This is a genomic window from Bradyrhizobium sp. Ai1a-2 (assembly GCF_000426245.1).
GTDB lineage: Bacteria > Pseudomonadota > Alphaproteobacteria > Rhizobiales > Xanthobacteraceae > Bradyrhizobium.
This window is the reverse complement of the sequence record NZ_AUEZ01000048.1, coordinates 1-23,894: the sequence shown is the minus strand read 5'-3', so window position 1 is coordinate 23,894 and position 23,894 is coordinate 1. Positions and strand designations below refer to the sequence as shown.

Annotated in this window: 29 protein-coding genes; 17 read left to right on the top strand and 12 right to left on the bottom strand. The window is 62.5% G+C overall.

The features are described from left to right. Positions 1-147: 147 nt before the first annotated feature. The 5 genes from K288_RS0126745 (at position 148) to K288_RS0126725 (ending at position 4,881) form a co-directional block, all read left to right on the top strand. The gene (locus K288_RS0126745; RefSeq protein ID WP_051334741.1) at positions 148-792 is read left to right on the top strand and encodes a GrlR family regulatory protein; all 645 of its coding nucleotides are present in this window, start codon (positions 148-150) and stop codon (positions 790-792) included. 5 nt (positions 793-797) lie between these two features. Beyond that, positions 798-1,475, top strand: coding sequence for a substrate-binding domain-containing protein (locus tag K288_RS0126740; RefSeq protein ID WP_027582336.1), 678 nt, complete (start codon positions 798-800; stop codon positions 1,473-1,475). Between the two features lie 32 nt (positions 1,476-1,507). Next, the gene (locus K288_RS0126735) at positions 1,508-2,332 is read left to right on the top strand and encodes a tetratricopeptide repeat protein (protein ID WP_027582335.1); all 825 of its coding nucleotides are present in this window, start codon (positions 1,508-1,510) and stop codon (positions 2,330-2,332) included. A 163-nt stretch (positions 2,333-2,495) separates the two neighbouring features. Continuing rightward, on the top strand, positions 2,496-2,972 hold the full coding sequence (locus K288_RS0126730; RefSeq protein ID WP_027582334.1) for a hypothetical protein: 477 nt from the start codon (positions 2,496-2,498) through the stop codon (positions 2,970-2,972). A gap of 286 nt (positions 2,973-3,258) precedes the next feature. Further along, positions 3,259-4,881, top strand: coding sequence for an ABC-F family ATP-binding cassette domain-containing protein (locus K288_RS0126725; protein ID WP_027582333.1), 1,623 nt, complete (start codon positions 3,259-3,261; stop codon positions 4,879-4,881). A gap of 22 nt (positions 4,882-4,903) precedes the next feature. Here K288_RS0126725 and K288_RS0126720 read toward each other — a convergent pair whose 3' ends face one another. The 4 genes from K288_RS0126720 to K288_RS0126705 are packed head-to-tail and all read right to left on the bottom strand — an operon-like array spanning position 4,904 to position 7,550. After that, positions 4,904-5,953 (bottom strand): HD domain-containing phosphohydrolase, encoded by a 1,050-nt coding sequence (locus K288_RS0126720; RefSeq protein WP_027582332.1) that lies wholly within the window; start codon positions 5,951-5,953, stop codon positions 4,904-4,906. Between the two features lie 24 nt (positions 5,954-5,977). Continuing rightward, positions 5,978-6,169 (bottom strand): hypothetical protein, encoded by a 192-nt coding sequence (locus tag K288_RS0126715; protein WP_027582331.1) that lies wholly within the window; start codon positions 6,167-6,169, stop codon positions 5,978-5,980. Positions 6,170-6,207: 38 nt separating this feature from the next. Further along, entirely contained in the window at positions 6,208-6,510 is a 303-nt protein-coding gene (locus K288_RS0126710; protein WP_027582330.1) for a PilZ domain-containing protein, read from the bottom strand. Further along, positions 6,510-7,550: a DUF2336 domain-containing protein gene (locus K288_RS0126705; RefSeq protein ID WP_160169002.1), complete on the bottom strand. Its 1,041-nt coding sequence runs from the start codon at positions 7,548-7,550 to the stop codon at positions 6,510-6,512. The genes K288_RS0126710 and K288_RS0126705 overlap by 1 nt, the downstream gene beginning before the upstream one ends. Positions 7,551-7,945: 395 nt before the next feature. On the opposite strand from K288_RS0126705, the gene K288_RS0126700 reads away from it, so the two are divergent. After that, positions 7,946-8,890, top strand: coding sequence for an AraC family transcriptional regulator (locus K288_RS0126700; RefSeq protein ID WP_027582328.1), 945 nt, complete (start codon positions 7,946-7,948; stop codon positions 8,888-8,890). An 18-nt stretch (positions 8,891-8,908) separates the two neighbouring features. Here K288_RS0126700 and K288_RS0126695 read toward each other — a convergent pair whose 3' ends face one another. Continuing rightward, complete coding sequence (locus tag K288_RS0126695; RefSeq protein ID WP_027582327.1) at positions 8,909-9,157, bottom strand: hypothetical protein; 249 nt, start codon at positions 9,155-9,157, stop codon at positions 8,909-8,911. Positions 9,158-9,268: 111 nt separating this feature from the next. Further along, entirely contained in the window at positions 9,269-11,353 is a 2,085-nt protein-coding gene (locus tag K288_RS0126690) for a methyl-accepting chemotaxis protein (RefSeq protein WP_027582326.1), read from the bottom strand. A 98-nt stretch (positions 11,354-11,451) separates the two neighbouring features. Here K288_RS0126690 and K288_RS0126685 point away from each other — a divergent pair, with 98 nt between their 5' ends. After that, entirely contained in the window at positions 11,452-12,042 is a 591-nt protein-coding gene (locus K288_RS0126685; RefSeq protein ID WP_027582325.1) for an NAD(P)H-dependent oxidoreductase, read from the top strand. 28 nt (positions 12,043-12,070) lie between these two features. On the opposite strand, the gene K288_RS0126680 is transcribed toward K288_RS0126685, so the two are convergent. Further along, positions 12,071-12,325, bottom strand: coding sequence for a hypothetical protein (locus K288_RS0126680; RefSeq protein WP_027582324.1), 255 nt, complete (start codon positions 12,323-12,325; stop codon positions 12,071-12,073). 208 nt (positions 12,326-12,533) lie between these two features. Between K288_RS0126680 and K288_RS0126675 the strand changes: the two genes are divergently transcribed. Next, positions 12,534-12,719: a hypothetical protein gene (locus tag K288_RS0126675; RefSeq protein ID WP_027582323.1), complete on the top strand. Its 186-nt coding sequence runs from the start codon at positions 12,534-12,536 to the stop codon at positions 12,717-12,719. A 4-nt stretch (positions 12,720-12,723) separates the two neighbouring features. Here K288_RS0126675 and K288_RS0126670 read toward each other — a convergent pair whose 3' ends face one another. Both K288_RS0126670 and K288_RS0126665 read right to left on the bottom strand, forming a co-directional pair. Continuing rightward, positions 12,724-13,707 (bottom strand): hypothetical protein, encoded by a 984-nt coding sequence (locus K288_RS0126670; RefSeq protein ID WP_027582322.1) that lies wholly within the window; start codon positions 13,705-13,707, stop codon positions 12,724-12,726. Positions 13,708-13,905: 198 nt separating this feature from the next. Next, positions 13,906-14,286 (bottom strand): hypothetical protein, encoded by a 381-nt coding sequence (locus K288_RS0126665; protein ID WP_027582321.1) that lies wholly within the window; start codon positions 14,284-14,286, stop codon positions 13,906-13,908. Between the two features lie 174 nt (positions 14,287-14,460). Between K288_RS0126665 and K288_RS0126660 the strand changes: the two genes are divergently transcribed. Next, entirely contained in the window at positions 14,461-15,117 is a 657-nt protein-coding gene (locus tag K288_RS0126660) for a L,D-transpeptidase (protein WP_051334735.1), read from the top strand. A gap of 287 nt (positions 15,118-15,404) precedes the next feature. After that, on the top strand, positions 15,405-15,986 hold the full coding sequence (locus K288_RS0126655) for a septal ring lytic transglycosylase RlpA family protein (protein WP_051334734.1): 582 nt from the start codon (positions 15,405-15,407) through the stop codon (positions 15,984-15,986). Between the two features lie 440 nt (positions 15,987-16,426). Here the strand turns inward: K288_RS0126655 and K288_RS0126650 are convergent, their stop codons facing one another. Further along, complete coding sequence (locus K288_RS0126650; protein WP_027582318.1) at positions 16,427-16,678, bottom strand: hypothetical protein; 252 nt, start codon at positions 16,676-16,678, stop codon at positions 16,427-16,429. Between the two features lie 27 nt (positions 16,679-16,705). Between K288_RS0126650 and K288_RS46625 the strand changes: the two genes are divergently transcribed. The 4 genes from K288_RS46625 to K288_RS0126620 all read left to right on the top strand — a co-directional run bounded on the left by K288_RS46625 (position 16,706) and on the right by K288_RS0126620 (position 19,636). Next, the gene (locus tag K288_RS46625) at positions 16,706-17,851 is read left to right on the top strand and encodes a PepSY-associated TM helix domain-containing protein (protein WP_051334733.1); all 1,146 of its coding nucleotides are present in this window, start codon (positions 16,706-16,708) and stop codon (positions 17,849-17,851) included. A gap of 122 nt (positions 17,852-17,973) precedes the next feature. Further along, positions 17,974-18,333 carry a hypothetical protein gene (locus tag K288_RS46620; RefSeq protein ID WP_051334732.1) on the top strand — a complete coding sequence of 120 codons (360 nt, stop codon included), beginning with the start codon at positions 17,974-17,976 and terminating at the stop codon, positions 18,331-18,333. Between the two features lie 304 nt (positions 18,334-18,637). Next, on the top strand, positions 18,638-18,805 hold the full coding sequence (locus tag K288_RS54215) for a hypothetical protein (RefSeq protein WP_201449725.1): 168 nt from the start codon (positions 18,638-18,640) through the stop codon (positions 18,803-18,805). A 591-nt stretch (positions 18,806-19,396) separates the two neighbouring features. Further along, on the top strand, positions 19,397-19,636 hold the full coding sequence (locus tag K288_RS0126620; RefSeq protein ID WP_027582316.1) for a hypothetical protein: 240 nt from the start codon (positions 19,397-19,399) through the stop codon (positions 19,634-19,636). 140 nt (positions 19,637-19,776) lie between these two features. Here K288_RS0126620 and K288_RS0126615 read toward each other — a convergent pair whose 3' ends face one another. Both K288_RS0126615 and K288_RS46615 read right to left on the bottom strand, forming a co-directional pair. Beyond that, positions 19,777-20,019: a hypothetical protein gene (locus K288_RS0126615; protein ID WP_027582315.1), complete on the bottom strand. Its 243-nt coding sequence runs from the start codon at positions 20,017-20,019 to the stop codon at positions 19,777-19,779. A gap of 450 nt (positions 20,020-20,469) precedes the next feature. Next, positions 20,470-21,327 carry a DUF2306 domain-containing protein gene (locus K288_RS46615; RefSeq protein ID WP_244443263.1) on the bottom strand — a complete coding sequence of 286 codons (858 nt, stop codon included), beginning with the start codon at positions 21,325-21,327 and terminating at the stop codon, positions 20,470-20,472. A 210-nt stretch (positions 21,328-21,537) separates the two neighbouring features. Here K288_RS46615 and K288_RS0126605 point away from each other — a divergent pair, with 210 nt between their 5' ends. The 3 genes from K288_RS0126605 (at position 21,538) to K288_RS0126595 (ending at position 23,683) form a co-directional block, all read left to right on the top strand. Continuing rightward, positions 21,538-21,717 carry a hypothetical protein gene (locus K288_RS0126605; RefSeq protein ID WP_244443262.1) on the top strand — a complete coding sequence of 60 codons (180 nt, stop codon included), beginning with the start codon at positions 21,538-21,540 and terminating at the stop codon, positions 21,715-21,717. A gap of 174 nt (positions 21,718-21,891) precedes the next feature. After that, positions 21,892-23,148 (top strand): phosphoglycerate dehydrogenase, encoded by a 1,257-nt coding sequence (serA, locus tag K288_RS0126600; RefSeq protein ID WP_027582313.1) that lies wholly within the window; start codon positions 21,892-21,894, stop codon positions 23,146-23,148. 256 nt (positions 23,149-23,404) lie between these two features. Beyond that, positions 23,405-23,683, top strand: a complete 279-nt coding sequence (locus K288_RS0126595) for a hypothetical protein (RefSeq protein ID WP_027582312.1) — start codon at positions 23,405-23,407, stop codon at positions 23,681-23,683. Positions 23,684-23,894: the final 211 nt, after the last annotated feature.

Below are 23,894 nucleotides of genomic sequence, written 5' to 3'. Positions count from 1 at the left end.
CACGCTTTGTTCAGCACAAGCTGGTATCGACCTCGTCGAAAGCGCGCTACACTTGGTCCAGACGCGCGCAGGCCGGGGACCGAAGTGGGTTTCGGAGGCTTCTACAAGGTCAGGTTTCAGCTCAACGATGCGGTCGGCCGCAGCGTGATGTATGCGCGCGACGGCAAGATGCTCGGCGGCAACTCGGCCTTCGCCCATATCGGCACCTATGAGGAAAGCGGCGATCAGGTCTCGGTCGTGGTCAGGACCGTGCGCCACAATCCGGATCCCAACTATCCCGCCATGGCCGGCACCGACGATGCGACGCTGGTGGCGCGGGGGCGGCCCGATGGCGACGCCTATCGCGTCGAGGGAGGGTTGCAGGAGGTGCCGGGCGTTCCTTTTCAGGCAGTGTTGACGCCGATTGAGGAACAGGAAATCCCGATCGCCGGCGGCGTCGGTGAGGACGGGATCGCCAACGGCCTCTATTCCATCCATCTCCGCCTGCTGGATGGCGTCTCAGGCGGCCTGACCGGCGTGATGCTGCTCAAGGACGGTCGCATCGTCGGCGGTGACGCGTGCTTCTATTATCTCGGCACCTACTTCTCGGAGAATGGCCGCTGGAAAGGCCAGATCCTCAACCAGGAGCACACGCCGGCCAAGGGTGAGAATCCGATCTTCGGCGGCCACGAAGTGGGTATCGGCTTTTCCGGCACCTGTGATGAAGAGGGAGCGGTGCTGGAAGCAACTGCGCTCGCCGGCAAACGCAGCCTGCGATTGGCGGCGGTGCTGAAGCTGATGCGCCGCCTGTAAACGCAATGCCCGACACCATTCGTCTGCTCTCCACATTGGCGCTGAAAGGCGCCGTTGCCAATCTTGCCGGACAGTATGAGGCCTCCAGCGGCGTGCGGATCGACGCCGACTTCGCGCCGACGCTGGCGCTGCTCGACCGGATCAGGCGCGGCGAGGGCGCCGACATCCTTATCCTGACGCAAGAAGGGCTCGCCGAGCTCGTGCGAGAAGGATGCGTGGCGGCGGAGAGTTGCGTCGATCTCGCGCGCTCCTATGTCGGCATCGCCGTGAAGGGCGGAGCCATTCATCCCGACATCGCCAGCGAGGCGGCGTTGCGCGCGACGCTCCTCGGCGCGCGCTCGGTGGCTTATTCGAGGATCGGCGCCAGCGGCATTCTCTTTGCGCAACTGATCGAGCGCTTAGGCATCGCGGCCGAGGTCAACGCGCGCGCAACCATTATCCCGTCCGGCTTCACCGCGGAACGGCTCATCACCGATGAGGCCGATCTCGCCGTACAGCAGATCAGTGAATTGAAGCAGGTTGCGGGCATCGAGGTCGTCGGACCAATTCCGCATGAATTGCAGACGCCGGCGGTGTTCTCCGCCGGCTGCATGACCGGCTCGGAGAAGGCCGCCCCGCTGCTGCGCTATCTCGCTTCCGCAGAGGTCGCGCCGGTGCTGCGCGAGTCAGGACTTGAGCCTTGAATTTGCCGGCCCTTGGACGCAACTTGCCGGCCATGATCAAGCAAACTTATTCAGCCGCCCTCGTTGCAATCATTCTGATCGCGGCGCCGGGCCATGCCCATGCGCAATCGGCCGACCTCGTGCTGTGCGATCGGCTTGCGGCCGATCCCTCCGATCCCGACAAGCCCGCCGACGTCAAGGGCGTGCCGGAGCTCGCTTCGGCCGACATTGCGACCGCGATCAAATACTGCGCTGTCGCCGCGAAATCCTCGCGCCGGGCGATGTATCAGCTTGGGCGCGCTTATGCGGCCAATCGGCAAACGGCGGAAGCGGTCGCGGCCTGGCGCAAGGCGGCAGACAAGGGCTCGACCTCGGCGATGGTCGAGCTCGGCGTGCTCTACGGTACCGGCGCGGGCGTCGCGAAAGACGAGGCGCAGGCGCGCAAATTGTTCGAGCGCGCCGCGCAGGCCGGCAATCCGCGCGGCGTCACCAATCTGGCCGCGCTGGGCGGCTCCTCGGCAGCCGATCCGGCGCGCGCCCGCGAATTGCTTGCGAAGGCCGCCGAGACCAACCCAGAGGCGCAATATCAGCTCGGCATGATGCTTTCCGAAGGCACCGGCGGCGAGAAGGACGACGTCGCGGCCCGCGCGCTGTTCGAGAAGGCAGCGGCGCAAAATCATGCGGGCGCGCTGGAGCGGATGGGCGCCTTCGCGCAATCCGGCCGCGGCGGTCCGAAGGATTCGGATGCCGCGAAAGCCTATTACGAGCGCGCCGCAGCTCTCGGCGACGAGGACGCCAAGAAGGCGCTGGAGCGGGCGCGATGTCCGATGACGATCAAGGACAAGCGCGGCAACGTCGTGACGAATCTCTGCTTCTAGCAGCACGCACTCAATGCGGAATACGTTGTTTCGTCCGGCGGGAGAACGGCTCCGTTCCGCAAGCGGCTTTGATCAAGCGCAAGACTCCCACCACTCTCTTCGCTACGCTGCAAGCAAAGCAATGTTCTGCGCGGTCGCTGCCGCGGGATGAATGGAGTTTGCGATGAAACGGCACGCTGTGGTGGTGGCTCTGCTCCTGTCGACGGCATCGATAACGTTGGCGATGGCGCAGTCGGACCTGAAACGGCCTTCCCCGAGCGACCAATATATCCCACGGCTTGGCGACATCATGAGCGCCGCACAACAGCAACATCAGAAATTGTGGTTGGCCGCCACCGCCCAGAATTGGGAGCTTGCGGCCTATGAACTGGGCCAGCTCGAGTCCACCCTTGCGGGGGCTGCCATGATGTATTCCGGCATCCCGGTCAGCAATGTCACCACGCTGAAGGATCCGTTGCAGTCGGTGTCCGACGCGATCGCCGCGAAGGATGGCCGCAAATTTGCGAAGGCTTATGCCAATCTGACCGAAGGCTGCAATTCCTGTCACACGTCGATGGGCCGAAACTTCATCGCCATCCGTGTTCCCACCGGTCCGCAGCCATTTGGCAACCAGCTATTTCCGCCGCAGCGCAAGCCGTGACGGAACCGAGGTCGCGCACCGCGGTTGGTCGGGCAAAGGAGACCCGACCATGATCCGCAAGCTACGATCCGGCGAATACCGCCTCTATTCGCGGAAGGTCAATCCGAAGACCGGCAAACGCCGCTCGCGCCGCGGCCGAAAAGCACGAGCGCGACGTGCAATATTTCAAGCGCCACTAGCCAGAGGGGAATTCGCGCTGAATCTGGTGCGGGTGGCGTAACATCTTTGCGCTGGCGGGCGAAATCGACTAAGAGCGCCCCGCAAGGATGTCCCACCAGATAGCACAATGATCCGTCTCGATAACGTCAGCAAGCAGGCCGGCCACCAAATCCTCTTCATCGAAGCCTCCGCAGCGCTCAACCGGGGTGAAAAGATCGGCCTCGTCGGGCCGAACGGCGCGGGCAAGTCGACGCTGTTCCGGATGATCGCTGGCCAGGACGTACCCGATGAAGGGCAGGTGGCGGTCGATCGCGGCATTACCATCGGCCATTTCAGCCAGGATGTCGGCGAGATGTCCGGCCGCAGCGCGGTCGCCGAGGTGATGGACGGCGCAGGTCCCGTCAGCATCGTCGCGGCCGAGCTGAAGGAGCTCGAGGCTGCGATGGCCGATCCTGATCGCGCCGACGAGATGGACGACGTCATCGCGCGCTATGGCGAGGTGCAGGGACGCTTCGAGGAGCTCGACGGCTACGCGCTCGAGGGGCGGGCGCGCGAGGCCCTGGCCGGCCTTGGTTTCAGCCAGGAGATGATGGAGGGCGACGTCGGCGCGCTCTCAGGCGGTTGGAAGATGCGGGTTGCGCTGGCGCGCATCCTGCTGATGCGTCCGGATGTGATGCTGCTGGACGAGCCGAGCAACCATCTCGACCTCGAAAGCCTGATCTGGCTCGAGCAATTCCTCAGAGGGTACGAGGGCGCGCTATTGATGACATCGCACGATCGCGCGTTCATCAATCGGGTGATCGGCAAGGTGATCGAGATCGACGGCGGTGCGCTCACCACTTACTCCGGCGATTACGAGTTCTATGAACAGCAGCGCGCGATGGCCGACAAGCAGCAGCAGGCGCAGTTCGAGCGCCAGCAGGCGATGCTGGCGAAGGAGATCAAGTTCATCGAGCGCTTCAAGGCGCGCGCCTCCCACGCGGCCCAGGTGCAGAGCCGCGTCAAGAAGCTCGACAAGATCGAGCGGGTCGAGCCTCCGAGACGCCGCCAAACGGTGGCGTTCGAATTCCAGCAGGCGCCGCGCTCCGGCGAAGACGTGGTCGCGCTGAAGAACGTCGACAAGGGCTATGGCAGCAAGCGGATCTATGAAGGACTGGACTTCATGATCCGCCGGCGCGAGCGCTGGTGCGTGATGGGCATCAATGGCGCCGGAAAGTCGACATTGTTGAAGCTTGTCGCCGGCTCGACTGAGCCGGACAACGGTACGGTCGTGCTCGGCGGCAGCGTCAAGATGGGCTATTTCGCGCAGCACGCGATGGATCTGCTTGACGGCGAGCGTACCGTGTTTCAGTCGCTCGAGGATGCGTTTCCGCAGGCGGGGCAGGGCTCGCTGCGCGCGCTCGCCGGCTGCTTCGGATTCTCCGGCGACGATGTCGAGAAAAGGTGCCGAGTGCTGTCGGGCGGCGAGAGGGCGCGGCTGGTGATGGCGAAGATGCTCTACGACCCGCCGAACTTCCTGGTGCTGGACGAGCCGACCAACCACCTCGATCTCGCCACCAAGGAGATGCTGATCAACGCGCTGTCGGAGTTTGAAGGCACGATGCTGTTCGTCTCGCACGACCGGCATTTTCTCGCCGCGCTCTCCAACCGCGTTCTGGAACTGACGCCGGACGGTATCCACCAATATGGCGGTGGCTACACCGAATACGTCGCCCGCACCGGCCAGGAAGCACCGGGGCTGCGGAGCTAGCTTTCGGCACGGCGAGGGCGGATCAGCGGTTCAGGGCGACGTCCCTGAAGGCCTCGACCAGCGGCCGCTCAAGCTTGCCCTTCATGCCCTGCAGGACTTCGTATGCCGTCGCCCGCGACATCGCCTGCTTGTAGGTCCGCCGCTCGATCAATGCGGAGAAGATGTCGGAGATGGTCAGGATACGGACGATGTCGGAGATGCTTTCGGCGCAAAGCCCGTCCGGATAGCCGCTGCCATCAAGAAACTCATGATGGTGCCGCACGGCATCGAGGATTTCGGCCGAGACGCCAGGCGTTCCCTTCAGCACGGCGTGCCCGGCAGCAGGATGGGTCTCGATCAGCGCACGTTCGTCGGCGTCCAGTCTGCCGGGCTTGTCCAGAACGGCGAGTGGAATTCTTGCCTTGCCGAGGTCGTGAAACATCGCCGCCGCATAGAGCCGCTCGATATCCGCCTTCGCCATGCCGAGGCTGAGGCCGAAATCGACGGCGATGCCGGTCACCAGCAGGCAGTGCTGATAGGTTCCCTCGTGGTGACGGCGAACCGTTGCGAGCCAGTCGGACAGGCCATGCTCGGCGATCGTCTCTGCGATCACATTGCCCGCGTCCTTGGCCTCCGCAACATTGACGGCCCAGCCGCAGGTCACCGCCGAGAACATCGAGGCGAAACTGGCCGCTCCGACCGAAGCCGCCTCCCGGCTGCTCGACGCCGGTTCGCTCGGAACGATCGATGGCGTCTCGCCGGACGCGAGCTTTGCCAGCAACTGGGCCGGCTTGACCGGACTGAGCAACGCATGCGTCGCGCCGAGCGCATAGGCCTGAACCACCGCCAGCCGGGTCCGCTCGTTGACGACGAAGATGCGCTTCGGGATTCGCGAGAATGTGCCCGCCATGGCCTTGAGCGCCGTGATGTTGTCGACGACGCGCAGATCGGCGTTGATGACAACGGCCGCAACGTCATTGCCGCGAATGCTGGCCGCGCCAAGCAGATCCCCCGTGACGGGATGCTTCGGCTCCAGCATGGCGCACAAGGACGAAAGGCTGGCTTGCGTATCGGCTACAACGTAAACAGGCATCGAGATGGCATTGCCGCGATGAGTTCAGATGTCGTCGAAGGCGCGCTGCTGCGCCTCGGTGAGAAAATGGTCGAGATCGCTGCAGAGACTGTGCGCGACATCCTCGTTGAGCTCGAAGCGCAGCGTCTTTCCGGCTGTGTCGATCTCGACGATTCCACGCAGCGGCTCCGCACAATTCGTGGTGATGGAAAAGGCTGCGATCTTGTGGACGGCCATCGGTCGTTCCTCCCTGGAAAATTGCGTCGCGGGCATGCTCATTTTGGAATGATGGCGCGCCCTTTCTTTTTTCGTTCGGCGACAAACTTCACACCGATCTGCATCCCGTCGACCCGGACCAGTTCGCATCGCCGGAACGCAAGTCCTCTCGATGACAGGATCAGGAAGAATTCCTGCGCGCGCAGCACGTCGAGCGGGCCCTCGACCTCGAGCTTGGCGCCGGTCTGCGACACATCGAGAAGAACGCAGCTTCGTTGCCAGGTGCCGTCAACGCCCATCAGGTTGACCGGATAGCGATGCTCGAAGTGAATTCGTTCGGCTTTTCGATTTCCGTAAGCCATCAATGCACTCCCCCAAGTGAAGATGTATCGGCGGACGAGGGTCTCGCGCCGATGTCGCTTGGGGATCCGAAGCGGATGGCGCGCTGCGCGGTGGAAAGCGAAAGCGTGTCAAAGGCCTCCTTGGCCTGTTCGAGTTGTTCTGGTGAAACCGGCTTGACGCCCTTGCGGCTCCTGATGATGGCGACCGCGGTCTGCCAATCGAGCCGCGACGCGCGACAGGTGAGGACCACGCCGTAGCAATCTTCCGTCTCCATCAGCGGCTCGATGGTTTCGATCGGGACGGTTGCCAGCAGCGACAGCGCGGCGATGACACTGGGATGGTCGCGCCGGATCGCAAAACGATTGACGATGGAATCGTTCAACTGACCGGCATTGTTGAGCGCGAGCACCGTCGCTCTTGCCTCGGAATAGTCGATGGAGGTGGGCTTGCGAGCGCGCCCGCGCGCGGCGGTCTCTTCGATCAGGGTTCTGATCGCGACATGCCGCTCGGGCGGGGCGGTCTTGAGCAGGCGGGCCTGCGCGGAGGGGCTGCACTTCGCCACCAACTCGCAAAGCACATCGCGCGGCAGATCCGGCCGCTGCACCAGCGCGTCGGCGACATCGTCGTCGCGCAGGGCCATTTCGACCAGGGTCGCGAAGCCCACGACGGAGAACTGCGCATCAGGATTCCGTGCGAGGATACAGCATGTGGCGGCGTCGCCGCGCATCAGCAGGGCATCCGCGAGGCGGCGGCTCACGGCGCTTCGTCCGGCGATGGCGCCGAGGTGCTTTTCGCCGCGGGTCCTGATGACCTCGATGAGGTCGTCCTCCGAAAGGCATTCGCACTTGCGAAGGATCGGGACGGCGACCGCCGCGTCCTCGTGCTGGGCGAGGCGGCGCACAACCTCCTTCGGCGCCGACTTCAGGTCGGCGAGGGGGGCGCTGAGCTTGGTCAGCGTGCGCGCTTCGACGGCCCCGATCAGACGGACCAGGACGTCATCGAATATTTCGATCTGATGCTCGCTGAACCGGTCGGCGTCCGCGAGGAACAGGCTCGCCACCTGCCGCAATATCCGGATGCGGCGTTCGGGGGAACCTGCCGTTACAACATCTTCGAGTTCCGCAATAAGCTCGGTCGAGGCAATAGCAGTCATGGCGGCACCAATAATCCGCTCCGGAACGTCACTGTCCTGTCGTCGATTTCGCGCCCAGATTGTTAATTACCACTGTAAATTGGTCTTCTAGGGTTGTATCCCCTTCAAGATTCTACCAGAAAACAGTATCGAAATTCGGCAATGGTATTTTGCCGCGTTGTGTTTCCGGGGCGCGGCGTTCCAACTAGGGGAGATAGGAGAAGAGTACGAGACGAGTCGTCGAGCGAAGATCGCCGCTTTTTTGCAGTGCGGCATAATTGCCGCGTCACCGACTGGTGTTGCTCTTACAAGAATTATTTTAAATGAACGATCATTCACCGGCGCCAACGCTGGTGCCGAAAATATTTCGGTTTGACGATATCGACACGTTTCGGAGCTTCATTCGAAATGTGCAGGTCGAGTGTATTCCGCTCGCGCGGGAGATTTCGGCCGAGCAAACCATCCTGAACTTGCCGGGCTGCGACCTGAACTACACGAAGGCGTTTCCGCGGGTCATCGACGTGCAGCTTGCGCCGAACACGACGGCCGTCGGGTTCCCGATGGACGAGGGCGCTGCCATTCGCTTCAATGGTATTGAGCACGATCGTTCGTTGCTGGTGATCGGCAGCGAGGGGGCGGCCTATAGCGCGCTCGAGAGAACCCCCCGGCAGTATGCCTCGATCGTCTTCAAGCCGAAGATCGAGGATCGCGGCTGGCCAAAGACCGGGCTGAGCTTCAATCTTTACGAGACCAGCGAGGCGGCGAAACGGCGGTTGCGCCAACTGGTGCGGGAGATCCTGGCGATCGCGCCGCACCTCGCCGAAGCGCCTGAGGTTCCCGGAGTAGCGGTCGCGATCCGCGAATCCTTGATGGCTGCGATCGATCATGCGTTCGCCGAGGTCGTGCCGACAAAGTGGACGGCGCGGGCGAACTCTGCCCGGCAGTTCAAGGTTTTCAAGGATGTGCAGGCTGTGCTCTCCCACGATATCGCGCAGCCGATCTACAGCAGCGACATTGCCAGGGAGATCGGCGTGTCAGTGCGCACCTTGCACGATGCGGTGCAGCGCTATCGGGGGATGAGCCTGCACCGCTATCTCCGCCTGAGGCGGCTCTGGCTCGTTCGCCAGAACCTCTTAGCCGGCGCCCACAGCGTCAAGGCCTGCGCACTCGCCTGCGGCTTTTGGCACCTCAGCGACTTCTCGAGGATCTACCGGTCGCATTTCGGCGAATCGCCGTCCGAAACCCTTTCGAGGTCGCGCCGATCCTGAATCGGTTGGGCTCCGCAGTCACGCGCCGCTCTGGCACTTCTTCATGAAGCTGGTCTTGGCGGCGCCGGCGAGCTTCTTGCCATCAGACCCGACTGCCTTGGCCTCGCAGGATTCAGTCGTGCATTTCTTCATGAACGAGGTCTTTGCCGCGCCCGACAGCGCTTTGCCGTCCTTGCCGACAGCTTTGCTCTCGCAGGACTCCTGCGCGAATGCCGAACCGATCGCAAAGGTGGTGACGACCGCTGCCAACAATATCCGCTTGAGCATGGGCTTCTCCCTATTTGCCAAAATGGCAGGGCGAATTGGATATCGGAATCCGGCGCCAATCAAGTTGGCAGCGCACGGATTCCCTGCCAAATCGACGACCGACACCCGCCGTTACGCCGCCCGGACTTCCGCGAGGAAGCGGTTGACCTGGCCGGCGAGGTCGCGCGACTGCGCGGAAAGCTGTTCGGCGGCGCCAAGCACCTGGCTGGCGGCGGCGCCGGTGTCGTCGGCAGCGCGCTGCACGCCGGAAATGTTCGAGTTGACTTCCTGCGTGCCACGCGCCGCCTCCTGGACACTTCGCGAGATCTCCTTGGTGGCCGAGCCCTGTTCTTCGATCGCGGCGGCGATCGCGGTGCCGATCTGGTCGATCTCGGTGATGACATCGACGACATTCTGGATCGCTTTCACCGTCTCGTCGCTGGCTGCCTGAATGGCATTAATCTGCTCTGAAATTTCGGTGGTCGCCTTCGCGGTCTGACCGGCCAGCGACTTCACTTCCGAGGCGACCACGGCAAAGCCGCGTCCGGCATCGCCGGCGCGCGCGGCCTCAATCGTCGCGTTGAGCGCCAACAGGTTGGTCTGCGCCGCGATGTTCTGGATCAGCGTGACGACATCGCCGATCTTCTGCGCCCCTTCGGCGAGCGAGCGGGCGGTATCGCCAGTGCGGCGGGCGTTCTCCACGGCGCGCGCCGCGATTTCGGTCGACTGGGTGACCTGACGGCCGATTTCCGAGATCGAGGACGTCAGCTCTTCGGTCGCGCTTGCAACCGTCTGCACATTGGTCGAGGTCTGGTCCGAAGCCGCCGCCACGACAGCGGCCTGCCGGTTGGTGGCAGATGCTGTCGAGGACATCGACTGCGCGGTGTCCTCCATGGTGGCAGAGGCGGTCGAGAGGCCGCCGACGAGCTCGCCGACCTTGTCCTCGAACGCGTGGGTCAGGTTGTCGAGCACTTGCGCGCGGCGCATCTTGACCTGGTTCTCGGCTTCCTTCTCAGCGGCGAGGCGATCGGCCTTGATCATGTTGTCCTTGAAGACGCGCACCGCCTGCGCCATCGCACCGATCTCGTCGCTGCGTTCGGCGCCGGTGATCTCGTCCGCAACGTCACCGGCGGCAAGCCGGGACATCCTGGCGGTCAATTCCACGATCGGCTTGCAGACCCGGCGGCGCACCATGATCACAAGCGCAACGCTCGCTGCGAGCACGGCGATGAGGCCGGTGAGCGCGACCAGGAAGCTGACACGCGCAGAGGAGTAAGCGGAAGAGAGCACCTGCTCGGCATTGTCATAGAAGGCGTCGCGCACCTCGATGATCGAATTGAGCCCGCGCTGCGATTCCACGTAGAAAGCATCGACATCGTGCTCGTACTTGCCGCTGGCTGCGCCTTCCTTCACCAGCTTCAACTCCCTGCCGAACCGATCCACATAGGCCTCGTTCATGCGGTCGAGCGCGGCTGTGACATTGGCGGGCAGGTTGGGATTGCCGCGCAGTTCCTGCAGCGATATCAGCACCTGGTCCGCACGGCCCTGGGCGCGGGCGAGATCGACCTTCTCGGTCTCGGTCGCCGCGCGCCTGGCGCCGACGAGATTCTTGTGCTGGCTTGCATTGAAACCGCCGACGTCGCGCAGCGACCAGGCGATATTGGCATAGACCGCCTGTCGATAGGCGTCGCCGTCGATCAGGGCCATCTTGCGTACCTGGCCGTCGAGCAGGGACGCTGCGGCATTATTGAGGACCGCATTGTCGGCGATGATCTTCTTGGCGGCGTCCTTGCGCGCTTCCGCCGGGCCGTCGATCGCTTTGTCCATCGCCTCGCGCAGCGCGTTGAATTTGGCGTTCACTCCATCGATGCCGGCGCCGATCGCTTCGCCGTCCTCGAGCGAACCGGGCAGCGCTTTGCGCAGGGCCATCATCTTGTCGCGGCCGCGATCGGTCGCGGTGCGCATCTTCTCGTTCAGATCGGCCCGCTGCTTCGGATCGACCACCGCCGGCCCAAACAGGATGTTGGTGGCAAAGCCACGCTCCGAATTGAGATAGCGCGGGATGTCACTGATCGCGCGCGCGATTGCGAGCCGCTCCTGCGCCACCGACACATTTTCCATGGTCTGGTACTTCGAGACCGCGACATAGACGGCCAGTCCACCGCCCACGGCGGACAGCGAGACGATAGCGGTGGTCAGGAGGGTTCCGATTTTCATGTGATTGATGCCATTCTGGACGATAGAGGAGTGTTCAACTCCATGGTAACCAGCGCGGATTAACCCCGCGTTTAAGCGTTCCGATCGGAGTGACCGGCATGGCCCACCGCATCCTCGTCTTCTACGGCTCCTATCGCTCCGACCGCATGGGCATTCGGCTTGCGAGCTTCGTGGTCGAGGGCCTGCGCGCTCGCGGCGAGGACGTCGAATTCATCGACGCCAAGGCGGTCGGATTGCCCATGCTCGACCGCATGTACAAGGAATACCCGAAGGGCGCGGCGCCTGCTGCGCTGGAGAAGCTCGCAGGCCAGATCCGCGGCGCCGACGGTTTCGTGTTCATCACCGGTGAATACAATTGGGGCATTCAGCCGGGGCTGAAGAATCTCACCGATCATTTCCTGGAGGAGTGGTTCTGGCGGCCTGCCGCGATCGCAAGCTATTCCGCCGGACGCCTCTCCGGCGCACGTGCCGCCGCCGCCTGGCATGGCACGCTCTCTGAAATGGGCATGGTGGTGATTTCAAGCACGATCGGCGTCGGGCCGATCGCACAGACGCTGTCGGCGGACGGAACACCGATCGGCGAGGGCGGCAAGGCGCTGGAGCGGGCCTTTCCGCGCTTTGCCGACGACCTCATGTGGTGGGTCGAGGCTGCCAAGGAGCAGCGGGCACGCAAGCAGCCGCCTTATTGAGTTGAGGCGAGGCGAATAGCCGCCCCAGCTAGCGCGTTCGCTGATCCGAATTTCCGGTAGCCGATTTGCGCTTGGTCTCGGCAGGCGCGCCCATCTCCTGGCAGGGCATCGCCTGCCATGAACCGTCCGCTGCCTTTTGATAGGCGCGGCAAGGCGATGTCGACTGATTCTCGTCCGCCTTCTGGGCGTCCGGCTGGGTTTCCGGGTTCTTCGCAAGCACCGGCGTGGCAAAATGCGCAAGCGCGGCCACCGAACCGGCGAAGATCACTGCTGCGATCCGCATCGGAGGTTCTCCTTTTCGATGCAGATTTTTCTAGAGGCAATTATGGAAAATTTTTGCCAAACGGCCCCATACGCCTGACCTTGCTTAATATTTCGAAAATGAGCGATGCCCCCTTGGGGGAACGAGGTTGCCGTTCGGCGGTTTAGAACAAACTGCGGCCCAACCGGCGCGGTGTAGCGGCCGGGGCAAGCAACATCGGGAGAGCGACATGACGTCAGAGACGCAGATTCACGTGATCGCGCGGCAGATGTTGGAGCAGCACGGCTTTGAGGCGATCGCCCGTGCGGCGCAGAAGGCGCAGGCCTGCGAGAGCCAGGGTGAGGCCGACGAGGCCCGCGAATGGCGCCACATCGAAGCCGCCATGAAGATCATGCGCGGCCCCAATCAGAGCTGACGAACTATCGCACCGGCATCGGCGGTCGCACGACGGGTCCGCCATCCTGCGCCCGCGGCTCTGGCGCCGTTTGCACCGGAGCCGGCGCGGGCGGCGGTGGCAGCGGCGGAGCCGCGGCGGCGGTTTGCGCGGGCGGATATGCCGGCGGCTTCGGCCTGCGCGCGGGCGCTGCGACCGGCCGAGGCGGGGGAGCTATCCGCGGCTGCACGGCTTGTGCTGAAACCCTGGCCTCTGAATTTCGGGCCATCTCGCGGGCGATCTGATCCTGACCAGCCTTGAGCTGCGCGATGCTGGCTTTGAGTTGCTCGATCTGTTGGCCCATCGTCGCGAGATCGTGCGCCATCGACTGCAGCAACTGCGAAGAATCAGGTGAAAGGGCGGCGGCCGTCGTCGGCGCGGCGGCTTCCGCGGGCTGAGCCTGAGCCGGCGTGTCCAGCTGAGCGGCCGCCTGATCGGTCGAAGCGGTTTGAACGGCCGGCGCAGCCGGCGGTTGCTCTGTGGCGGTCTGCACAGCGGGTGCGGCCGGCTGCTCCGCTGCCGCCGTCGAGTCTCCCGAAGAAGAAGTCGTGTCTCCCGAAGAAGAAGATGACGATGACAACGACGACAACAGCGAGATCTGCGGTATCCAGTCCGCGAGCATCTGCTTGGCAGTGTCGCCATGATGCTTCCAGGCCGCAGCCCCGAAAGCGCTGAGCAGTGCGAACACAAAGGCCATCGCGGCGCGCCTAGCCCATTTTGCGAACGGCGAAGGTTCGCTCGGGAGCTGGATGTGATCGCTGGCGGTCACGCGAAAGGCAGTATCGAGAGATGGCGCTGAGGCGCTGGATGCCACGTAACTCTGCGGTGCTGGCGACTGGTTCACCTCAGCGGCGCGCGGCGCTGGCGGTGCACGATCTCCGCGCGCGGCGAGAACGACTTCAGGATCGATCACGAACACATCGTGCGGATCGGATTCTCTAGCAGGATTGGTATTCAGCGTGGAAAGCATTGGCGCTCCATCTTCAGTCCAATGCCACCCGCTCAGGAAGCGGCCGGCGGGTTTACATTACGTCAACCATCCTCTGCCCGGCCCCACGACTGCAGCCGGGTGTGACCAAAGCAAGGCGAGAGGAGGGAGAGTCTGGGGCCGCCCACGGCGGATGGCTTCCCGGGAACTCAGGAAACCGGCCGTGGACTAGGCGCGAAGCTAGTTCTTCGGACGTATGAAGCCGGCGAGGTGAGTCTTCTGCGCTTCGCACCAGCCTGTCATTCCCAGCCGCCGCTGGTCGAGATCGGTCGCCTGCGTGGCGACGGCCACTTCGGCCATGAGCTCGTCGTCCTGGCGCTCACCCATCTTGCCGCCGGTGTGCAGGAAAGCGATCGCCTTGCGGACCTTCTCCGTGGTGCCATCGGGCAGCTGCATCTCCTGGGCCTTCTGCACGAGGTCCTGATAGACGAGATCGGTGTTGGGGCATTCGACCTTGGCGGCAAACGCCTGCAGCACGAGCGTGACATAGGCCGAGCGCGGATCGGCTTGCGCGGGCTGACTCGCAAGCAGCAGGCCGGCGATTAACAAAGTATGGCGCATCCTTGGGAACCTCCTGTTTTTGCGGGAGGCTAGCGTCGGCCATGGCAGTGTGCAACTGATGCAACACTGAACGTCCCAACTGAATCACACGGGCGTGTTCCCGCACGCCTTGCCATGATTTCAGCACTATTCAGGCCGCAACTGGGTATTAGGTTAACGCAGGGGAGACGTGCGGTGTCGAGATTGGGGCTCGCGGTTTTGCTGACGGGGGCGGTGTCGCTCGCCGGCTGCATGCAGACGACGCTGTCGCCATCCACAGATGCCAGCATGACGCCGCGCGATCGGCAACTACTAGCCCATCCACCCTACGCGCAGGCTTCCATCCCGGAACAGTTCCAGCGCCACATCGTCGACTATTCGCGCAAGGAACAGCCGGGCTCGATCCTGGTCGATACCGACGCGCGCTATCTCTATTACGTGCTGCCGGGTGGCAAGGCGATACGCTACGGTGTCGCGGTGGGCGAAGAGGCGATGGCCTTCTCCGGTGTCGCCACCGTTGGCCGCATGGCCGAGTGGCCCGACTGGGTTCCGACCAGGGAGATCCAGGAGCGGCTCGGGCCTTATCCGTCGCGCGTCGCCGGCGGTCCGGCTAATCCACTCGGTGCGCGGGCGCTCTATCTCTACCAGGGCAACAAGGACACTCTGTATCGCATCCACGGCACCAATCAGCCGGAATATATCGGGCAGGCGATTTCCTCCGGTTGCATTCGCATGGCCAATTCCGATGTGATCGACCTGTTCGGCCGGGTGAAGCAGGGCGCGACAGTCGTCGTGCTACCGCCTGCCGCCGGCACGGCATCGATCGGGCCATTCAGCCCGCGTCGTAGCTGATTTGATCTGACCCAACTCACCATCCGTCATCCCGAGGCGACGCGTTAGCGTCGCCCATGAATCGATTCGCCTTACGCCTGCCGCTGATTGGATTCCGGCACCAGCCTGCTTGTATTCATCCCGCCCACAATGGCCGCGCCGGCTGTGGCGCAATCACCACACCTTGGGGGAATTGTGTAACGGTAAACGCGCCCCGACGCTTCCTGCCCCGGTTACGCCCGATTGGAGTCCGCCCTTAGCGATGTTGGATTTCGGCTTGGGCTAGGGGCGCGAGTTGGGGATGCAACATGTGCTTCGACGGTGCCGCAAATTCGTACGTCGATATCAGGGGGCGCGCGCAGGTTGATGCGCACCTGGTTTCATCGGGTTCTGTGTGGAGAGCCACGCGGCTGATTGCGGTGGTGCTCGGGGCCGCTTCATTGGCGGCCTGTGCGCAATCAACCGTCGTCAGCCAACGATCGGAACTCGGCGCGAGCCGGCAGGCATCGTATGTGCACACCCGCACTGCGGCGGTAGCGATGAAGAAGCGGGTAGCGGCGATGCGGAAGCACACGCGGCTCGCCTCGCGCAAGGGTGGCGATGCCAAGGTCGCATCCCAGGGTGTCGCGAGCTTCTACAGCGAGGACTCGCAAACCGCGAGCGGAGAGAAGTTCGACAAGAACGAATTGACCGCGGCGCATCCGACCTTGCCATTCGGCACCAAGCTTCGCGTTACCGACGTCAAGAGCGGCCGTTCGGTGACGGTGCGGGTCAACGACCGCGGTCCATATGTGCGGGGACGAGTCGTCGACGTCTCCTATTCCGCCGCGCAAGAACTCGGAATGGTCGGCAAGGGCGTCGCCAACGTCAGGCTTGATGTGCTCCACTAGAGCGATTCGGTTCTGATTGAATCAGAACCGGATCTCCAGATCTCGTTTGGCGCATTTTCCTCGCGCGAACCGGTACCCACTTCGCTCGAAAACGCTTTGGCCGACAGTCTCGCAAGTCGGGAATTTTCAATGCCATCGTCGGGAAAATCTCCCTCGCACTCGGCGCCTTAATCACGTTGCCGGCGCCCGTTGGCGCGATAAGCTTCGAAACGCTACGTCCCGCGCCTTGAACTTCATTGCGTGCGGATTTCTTACCCAATGAACTTCAATCCCCGCCTTCTATCGTGGAGGCGGGGCTTTTCATTTTGCTCAGCGTTCGTCGCGCGTCGTCGGCAGCAATCTTGGCGCTCCCTCCTCTTGATACCTTTGTTCTTGATTGGACTAATTCTAAACGGCTGCATGATCGGCCACAAACTGCGGACCGCGATTTTGAGACCGCTTCAACGTAGCAGTTGCTGGGCAATGCGCGGCACAAGGCGCCGGTTCTGGTTGCACGGCAACTCGCGTCCGTCTATGTGGATTGCGCTATCAAGAACGGCGCGCTCGACCGCTGCGGCTTCGGCGGTGGTATCCGCTATCACTACCGGCATCAACTTGGCACTCAACGTGAAGAACATTACCGACCGCGCCACCACGGTTTGTACCACGAGTGGCGCCTGCCAATACGCGTGCCCGCGCACCGTCGCGGGCATGGTCAGCCATCGCTGGTAGACGCGCCGATGCGACCACAAACGATCAGGCTGTGGTCGCGCATTCACACATGGACCTCGCTTGTCAGCATGGTGTTTCTGCTGATGCTGTGCGTGACTGGCCTGCCGCTGGTTTTCCATGACGAGATCGACGATCTCTTCGAAGAGGAGATCGCGGCGCCTGAGATGCCACCCGATACGCCGCGTGCATCGCTTGACCGGGTGATCGAAGTCGCGCGGCAGCGCTATCCCAGCCAGTTTGTTCTTGTGGCAAGTCTAAAGCAGACGGAGCCGCTGGTGACGGTCGCGATGTCGCCGATCGCCATTCCTGTGCCCGGCCAGTTTCATCGCGTGACCATCGATGCGCGCACAGCCGAGGTGCTCGGCGAGGAGGCGCCGCATCAGGACGTGATGGATATCCTGCTGCGCATCCACAAGGACATGTTCACGGGCTTGCCGGGCGAATTGTTTCTCGGTGTGATGGGGCTTGTCTTCGTCGTGTCACTGATCTCGGGGATCATTGTCTACTGGCCGTTCATGCGGCGGCTGGATTTCGGAACGATCCGACGGAGGTCGTCGCCGCGGCTTAGATGGCTCGATACGCACAATCTGCTCGGCATCGTCACGGTGACCTGGGCCGTGGTGGTCGGCTTGACCGGGACGATCAACACGCTGGCGACGCCGCTGTTCGACCTGTGGCGCGCGCAACTCGTGCCGGTGCTGCTCGCCCCGTATCACGGCAAGCCTGTCGCGGCGATTCCGTCCGTTCAATCCGCGGTCAGCCGCGCGCGCGAAAGATTTCCCGATCGATTGGTGACCTCCGTCACCATGCCGACATCGGCGCGCTTCGGCAGCCCGCGACATGTGATCGTCTGGACCAAGGGCGCAACGCCGTTCACGGCGCGCATGCTGCAGCCGGTGCTGGTCGATGCCAACGACGGCGAGAACATCATCGCGCCGCCGGTGCCCTGGTATCTCAGGGCGCTGCAGGTCTCGCGACCGCTGCATTTCGGCGACTATGGTGGGCTGCCCCTGAAGATCCTCTGGGCGTTGCTCGATCTTGTCACCATCATCGTTCTCGGCAGCGGCATCTATCTATGGTTCGCCAAGCGCCGCGTCGCGCCGGCGGGGGCGAGGTTGCCGAATATGCGGCAGGCCGTGGAAAGCAAGATCTAGCCATATGGCGCGCGCCTGAAGCACGGAGGAACCGGAACTTCACGGCCCGTTGAACGAAAAATGGGAACGGCGTCCGCATTCCATCGTTGCCGCTTTCGAAGGGGCACATTGGAGGAGGAGCGATGAAAAAGCTCGCATTATTGGGCGCCGCTGCGGTGTTGACGACGACGTTCGCTAGCCCGCTGATGGCGCAGGGTGTCACACAAGAACCCGGCTCGATCGGATTCAACTATCCGAATTCGCGCTACGTGACCGGCAGCTATGGCGTTGGCACGCCCTATAATACCGGCCGCTATCCCCGCATGGGTTATCACTATCGACAGGTCTATTACGGACCCGTCTATCAGCGACCCTATTACGGGCCGGGTCCCGGCGAGGTCGCAGCCGGCGTCGTCGGTGGCGCGATCGGTACTGCAGCCGCGATCGCGGCCGCACCGTTCGAGCCGTATGATTCCTACGACTATTACTACGATCCTTATTGAGGAACGTAGTAGAGCGTTTTCGAGCGAAGTGGACACCGGTTCGCGTGAAGAAAACGCGTCAAAACAAGAATCTGGAGCTTCGGTTCTGATTCAATCAGAACCGAGAACGCTTTAGTGACAAGAGAGCGGCCCGACGGGCCGCTTTTTTGTTGTTGCTTCCGCTGTGCGTCCGTCGCAACACGAGAGCGGTGTCCGCGCTGTTCCATCAAATCGTCACGTTCCCGGCGAATTGCGGCCAAAGCCTGTTGGCTACTGGCGCGAACCGGGCACGCACAAACATCGGATAAAGAAATTGCCTTACAAAATGATCGCAGAACGCGACAACGAGAAGGTCAAGGTCGAACGCCAGAGTTCACTGATCATCGTCGCCAAGGCGCGCGTCTTCGCCAGCGCCGGTTGGCAGGTCGTGATCACGGACGAAGAGGGGAAGTCGTACGCCCCGGCGGAATTTGATCAATTGCTAGCGGCTTGATTTTCGCGAGTTACGCAGGGGCGGATTCGTTTGCGGTGGACGACGCGATCATCGCATTAGAGCGTTTTCGAGCGAAGTGGACACCGGTTCGCGTGAAGAAAACGCGTCAAAACAAGAATCTGGAGCTTCGGTTCTGATTCAATCAGAACCGAAAATGCTCTAGATTCGAGAATGAGTTCGCGCGCTTGGCCGATGGAAGCGTGATCGCGCCTGCGGCTCGCAACTCAGCAAAACGTGAACGACCGGTCGATGTCGCGGGACAGGCGCCGGGCTGACTGCGCGGCGTGCGTCAGCGATTGGCGCGCGGGAAGATCATTCTATTCCAGCCCGGATTGAGAGTGTCCCGTTTCGCCGGCGGGGCGACCACAGCGAAGCTTCTTCCAAAGATGGATGCGATCGAGATGCGCCCCCCATTCAAGCGCACGTGTTCGTCGCAGCCGATCACGATCATGTTTTTTGGATGATGAACATCATTCTATTGAACGTGATCGTCCAATCGTTATCTGCGCTTGCGAACGCCACGATGACTTCGAAACGTCGGCGAGCATTCAAACACGATTTGTTTGATCAAGTCGAAAAGGGGAATAGGCAATGACTAGGTTCAAGCTTTTCAGCGCAGTTGCATTGGTATCGGCCGTGATCGTCACTCCGGCGGTTGCGCAGCAGGCGGTCCAGGAGCCTGGCGCGCAAGCGTTCTATCAGAGCCTGGGCGTCGGCTCCCATTCGTATCCGCAGAATGCGCTGGCATCTGTTGGCCGCGTCGACCTGTCGGTTGCGCCTCCGGCACGCCATTCGCGCGCGTCCACGAGGCATCACGTTTCCAGACACTGACGTAGTCCAGGCAGTGACGTAGTGACGCGGCCGGCGAGCAAGATGTAAGCCGCCCGCTTCTTCAGAGACGAAGGCGGATCGCGTTCGCATGCCGTCCGCCTTCAATCAATTGAAGTGCATCGTTTGAAGTGCATCGCTGCTCAAATACGCCTTGCGGAGCGCCACGCCGGAATAGGATCGAGCGGCGTGCGATAGAGTTCGACATTGTCGGTATCGGTAACGCGAACCGCGCAGCCCTTTGCTTTCAACTCGGGCTTCACTTGCGAGAGCTCGTTGGCGAGCTGGTCGGCTCTGTCGGAGGCGACGTGCACGTCCTCGAGAATGATCGAGCCCTGATTCCTGAACTCTTCCCCAACGACGAGATCGAAGCTGTAGCAAGGCATCCGAAGCACTCCTGTTTCGGTATGCACTGCATGGTAGCACTGAGTCGGTGGTTCCCTAAGACAAGCAACGCGCGATGGTTAAGCTCTGAGCACAAACAGTGTGCAGCGATGCGCAAATACATCAGGCAGCTCGTCGCGCGGTGAAAGACCCCGTAGTTTTCCGGTTGCGACTCGCGAGGGAGCGTCGGCTGGCAGGCGCCGTTGCGCGTCGAGTTGCCGTCGGCAACGTGTGATCCAGGCCACGTTCGCTTCGTTAAGACTTTATTAAACTTACTCGGGTCACCTAAGGGCAGAGGAATTTGTGGCGGAACCGGACTCCGGGAGCCGGCAGCCACAAGAGAGGGCCGGCGGCGTAACGCCCGCCGGTCTTTTCTCAAAGGCAAGAGCCGAGTTGCGAACTAAGACAGCACTCCTGCTGCTTCCGGCGGGTGCGCGGCCGCCGCGGCTCCGTCACAAGGTCAAAAGCCTTTCCACAATCCTCGGTCCCCAGTGCAAGGCGGTGAAATAATATGTGCTTACCGCGATGAACGCGGCGGCGGCGCCCATGCAAATCGCTGCTCCTACCTTGACGTAAGCAGCGGAGCGCAGTTGGCGCGCCCGAATGAACGCCTCGGCAACAATCAGATTGGGAATGTAGAAAAAGAAAGCCATGACGACGTCAAATGCCCCGTCGAAGGTCGGCGTGTGACCCATATTGTTGCCGAGCAAAATCCAGAATCCGTAGTCCATCCGGTAGAGGCAAGACCCGATCACCAGTGCAAACAATCGGATTGCCCAGGCACGATGCTGTTCGAAACGCTTTGCCCGCGCGTGCCAGAACGTTGCGGCGGCGGCGATGGCTGTGAGCGCGCCATAGAGGCTGAAACCGATATCCATCGGTATACCGCCGATCGTGCCCTGCACGGCGATAAAAGCGAGCCCGCCCAAGCCGGCCATGAGTGCCGACAATGCATAGAGCCGGCCGACCCACCGATGAAGCGCCGGTGCTCTTTCCCGCACGGCGCTGATCAGTTGCAATGGACCGAGCAGAAGCAGCACCGTGCCGGCCGCAAAATGCAGCCCGATGCCCATTGTTGCCACCAGCGAGCGCGGATCGTGAAGGCGCGGCAGATCACGGTTCCACTGGTCAAGATTTCCATCCGCCAGCGCGCCGAGATAGATTGCCACGATATAGAAGCCGAAGATCGCCGCGCTGATCCAGACGGCGGCCACAAGGGCTATCATCGTCCATCGTAATGCGACCGTGCCGACAGCACTTGTGCCGATCGAGCTGCTCTGCCGCTGATCAAGTTCGAATTGCAAGGACACCGCGACAGCTCGTCCAGTCTACTATACCACTAGTTCGCGCAGCATAACTTTGACGCGCGACGAACAGAATTTGGAGCTGATTGAGGCATTCGGATGACTGCAACGCCCGTAGCCTGGTTACCGATGTAATTTCGAATGCATGTGATCGATCCAACGCAACCTTCGTGCTCTTCAGCGCGTTATCGGCGCATGACAGAAACTCTGCATCCCATGTTGAACTTCGATCCTTCCGAGCCCGCGATCCTGCACGACCGCACCACGGACGAGATTGTCACCTGGATCGGCGACGAAGCCGACGACTTCCGGCGCACCAGCAACGCCCGCGACGACGGGGCGGTCGCGTGGCGGGGGTTCGTGTTCGACGGATGGGGGAATGTGCTGGGCGGGTGAGGGCCGGCGGAGCTGGTGGCGGGCTCGCCCCGCCGATCGCCGTTAGGCCGAACGTGATCGCCGGCCATTTGCACTTCAGCAGTTGCCTCCGGCGGCGAGGGCGGATATCCGTCCGCTGGTCCGGGCCGGCCAAATTCTGACGATCGGTCCGGCCAGACTCCGATCGGACGACCGATGCCACTATCTCTGCCCAAGCAAAAGATCCGCGTTCTGCTGCTGGAAGGCGTGAACGATTCCGCCGTTCGCCTGTTCGACGCCAATGGCTATACCGAGGTCGAGCGCCTGCCGAAGGCGCTGGGCGCCCAGGAACTCAAGCGGGCGCTGTCGGGCGTGCATATGCTGGGCATCCGTTCCAGGACCCAACTCACCGCTGACGTGATCGAGGCGGCCGATCGGCTGATCGTGGTCGGCTGCTTTTCCGTCGGAACCAACCAGGTCGATCTCGACGCGGCGCGGCGGCTCGGGATCCCCGTGTTCAATGCGCCTTATTCCAACACCCGCAGCGTGGCGGAACTCACCATTGCCGAGGTGGTGATGCTGCTCCGAAAGGTGTTCCCGCGCTCGGTCGCGGCGCATGCCGGCGGCTGGGATAAATCCGCGGAAGGCAGCCGCGAGGTGCGCGGCAAGACGCTCGGCATCATCGGCTACGGCAATATCGGCTCGCAATTGTCGAACCTCGCGGAAGCCATGGGCATGCGCGTGATCTTCTTCGACCAGACCGACAAGCTCCGTCATGGCAATACCGAGCCGGTCGAGACGCTGGACGAGTTGCTCAACTCGAGCGACGTCGTCTCCTTGCACGTGCCGGAAACCGCTGCTACCGCCAACATGATCGGCGAGCATGAGCTGCGGCAGATGAAGCAGGGCGCCTATCTCATCAACAACTCGCGCGGCACCGTCGTCGACCTCAGTGCGCTGGCCCGCGTGCTGCGCGAGGGCTGGCTCGCCGGCGCGGCCGTGGACGTCTTTCCCGTGGAGCCGGCCTCGAATGCGGATCGCTTCGTTTCGCCGCTGCAGGGCATTTCCAACGTGATCCTGACGCCGCATATCGGCGGCTCCACCGAGGAAGCCCAGGACCGAATCGGTGGCGAAGTCGCGCGCAAGCTGATCGACTATTCGGATGTCGGCTCAACGTTCGGCGCCGTCAATTTTCCGCAGGTGCAGCTGCCGGCCCGGCCCACCGGCACCCGCTTCATCCACGTGCACCGGAATGTCCCTGGTGTATTGCGCCAGGTGAACGACGCCGTCTCCCGCCATGGCATCAACATCCTCGCGCAATACCTGCAGACCGATCCGGAGGTCGGCTATGTCGTGCTCGAGACCGACGTCGTCGGCGGTGAGGGCGAGGGATTGCTGGCCGATCTGAGGGCTGTCGACGGTACCATCCGCGTGCGGGTGCTGTACGATCAGACCCGGCCGGCGACGCGGTAAGAGCTGGTTTCAGAAAAACGTGATCGGCTCGTCAGGCTGCGCAAGTTGATGACGCGCGCGTGACAGCCAGAAGATCATTCTGCGTCCCTGCGAAATTTCAGCTGCCCAGTTCTATGCCTGCGCGCCGTGCCGAAAACAAATCGCTGCGCGATTCCGCACGCGCAATCATGCATTGTTGCGATGCAACAAAAGCATATGCCGCAATGCAACAAAAACACCTATATCCGGGGTGACGAATCCACCCAGGAGAATTGCAGTGAAGAAGATTTCCTTATCCATCGCAGCCGTGATCGCAATCTCGATCGCAAGCGGTACTTCCGGCTTCGCTGCGGAATTGCCGACCTATGAAGTGAAGGGTCTGCCGATCTCGCCGGTCCAAGTCGGGCTATTGGGAGCCGCGAACGTCCAGGAGCAGCCGCAGGTCGCCCCTTCGGCGGCTTCTCCGCATCAGCTCAGCGTGCTGACGCCGCGACCGAAAGTGAGGGCGGCGACGGCGGCTACGACCGGGACCGGAACCGGTCAAACCTCGCACTAACCGGCACGCGCAAAGCCGCAGATAGTGAAGGGCCCGCGACTCGGTCGCGGGCTTTTTTTATCTTGATGGGGCGGTGTTCACGCTACGAGCCATGCGGACTGCACTTCGCCAGTCCGCCGCCTAGGTCGTGTGGACAATTACCTTAGCCAGAGCAGTGTTGCGGCGATAGCGACGACGGCGAAGTAATTTCGTGCCGTTTTTTCGTAGCGCG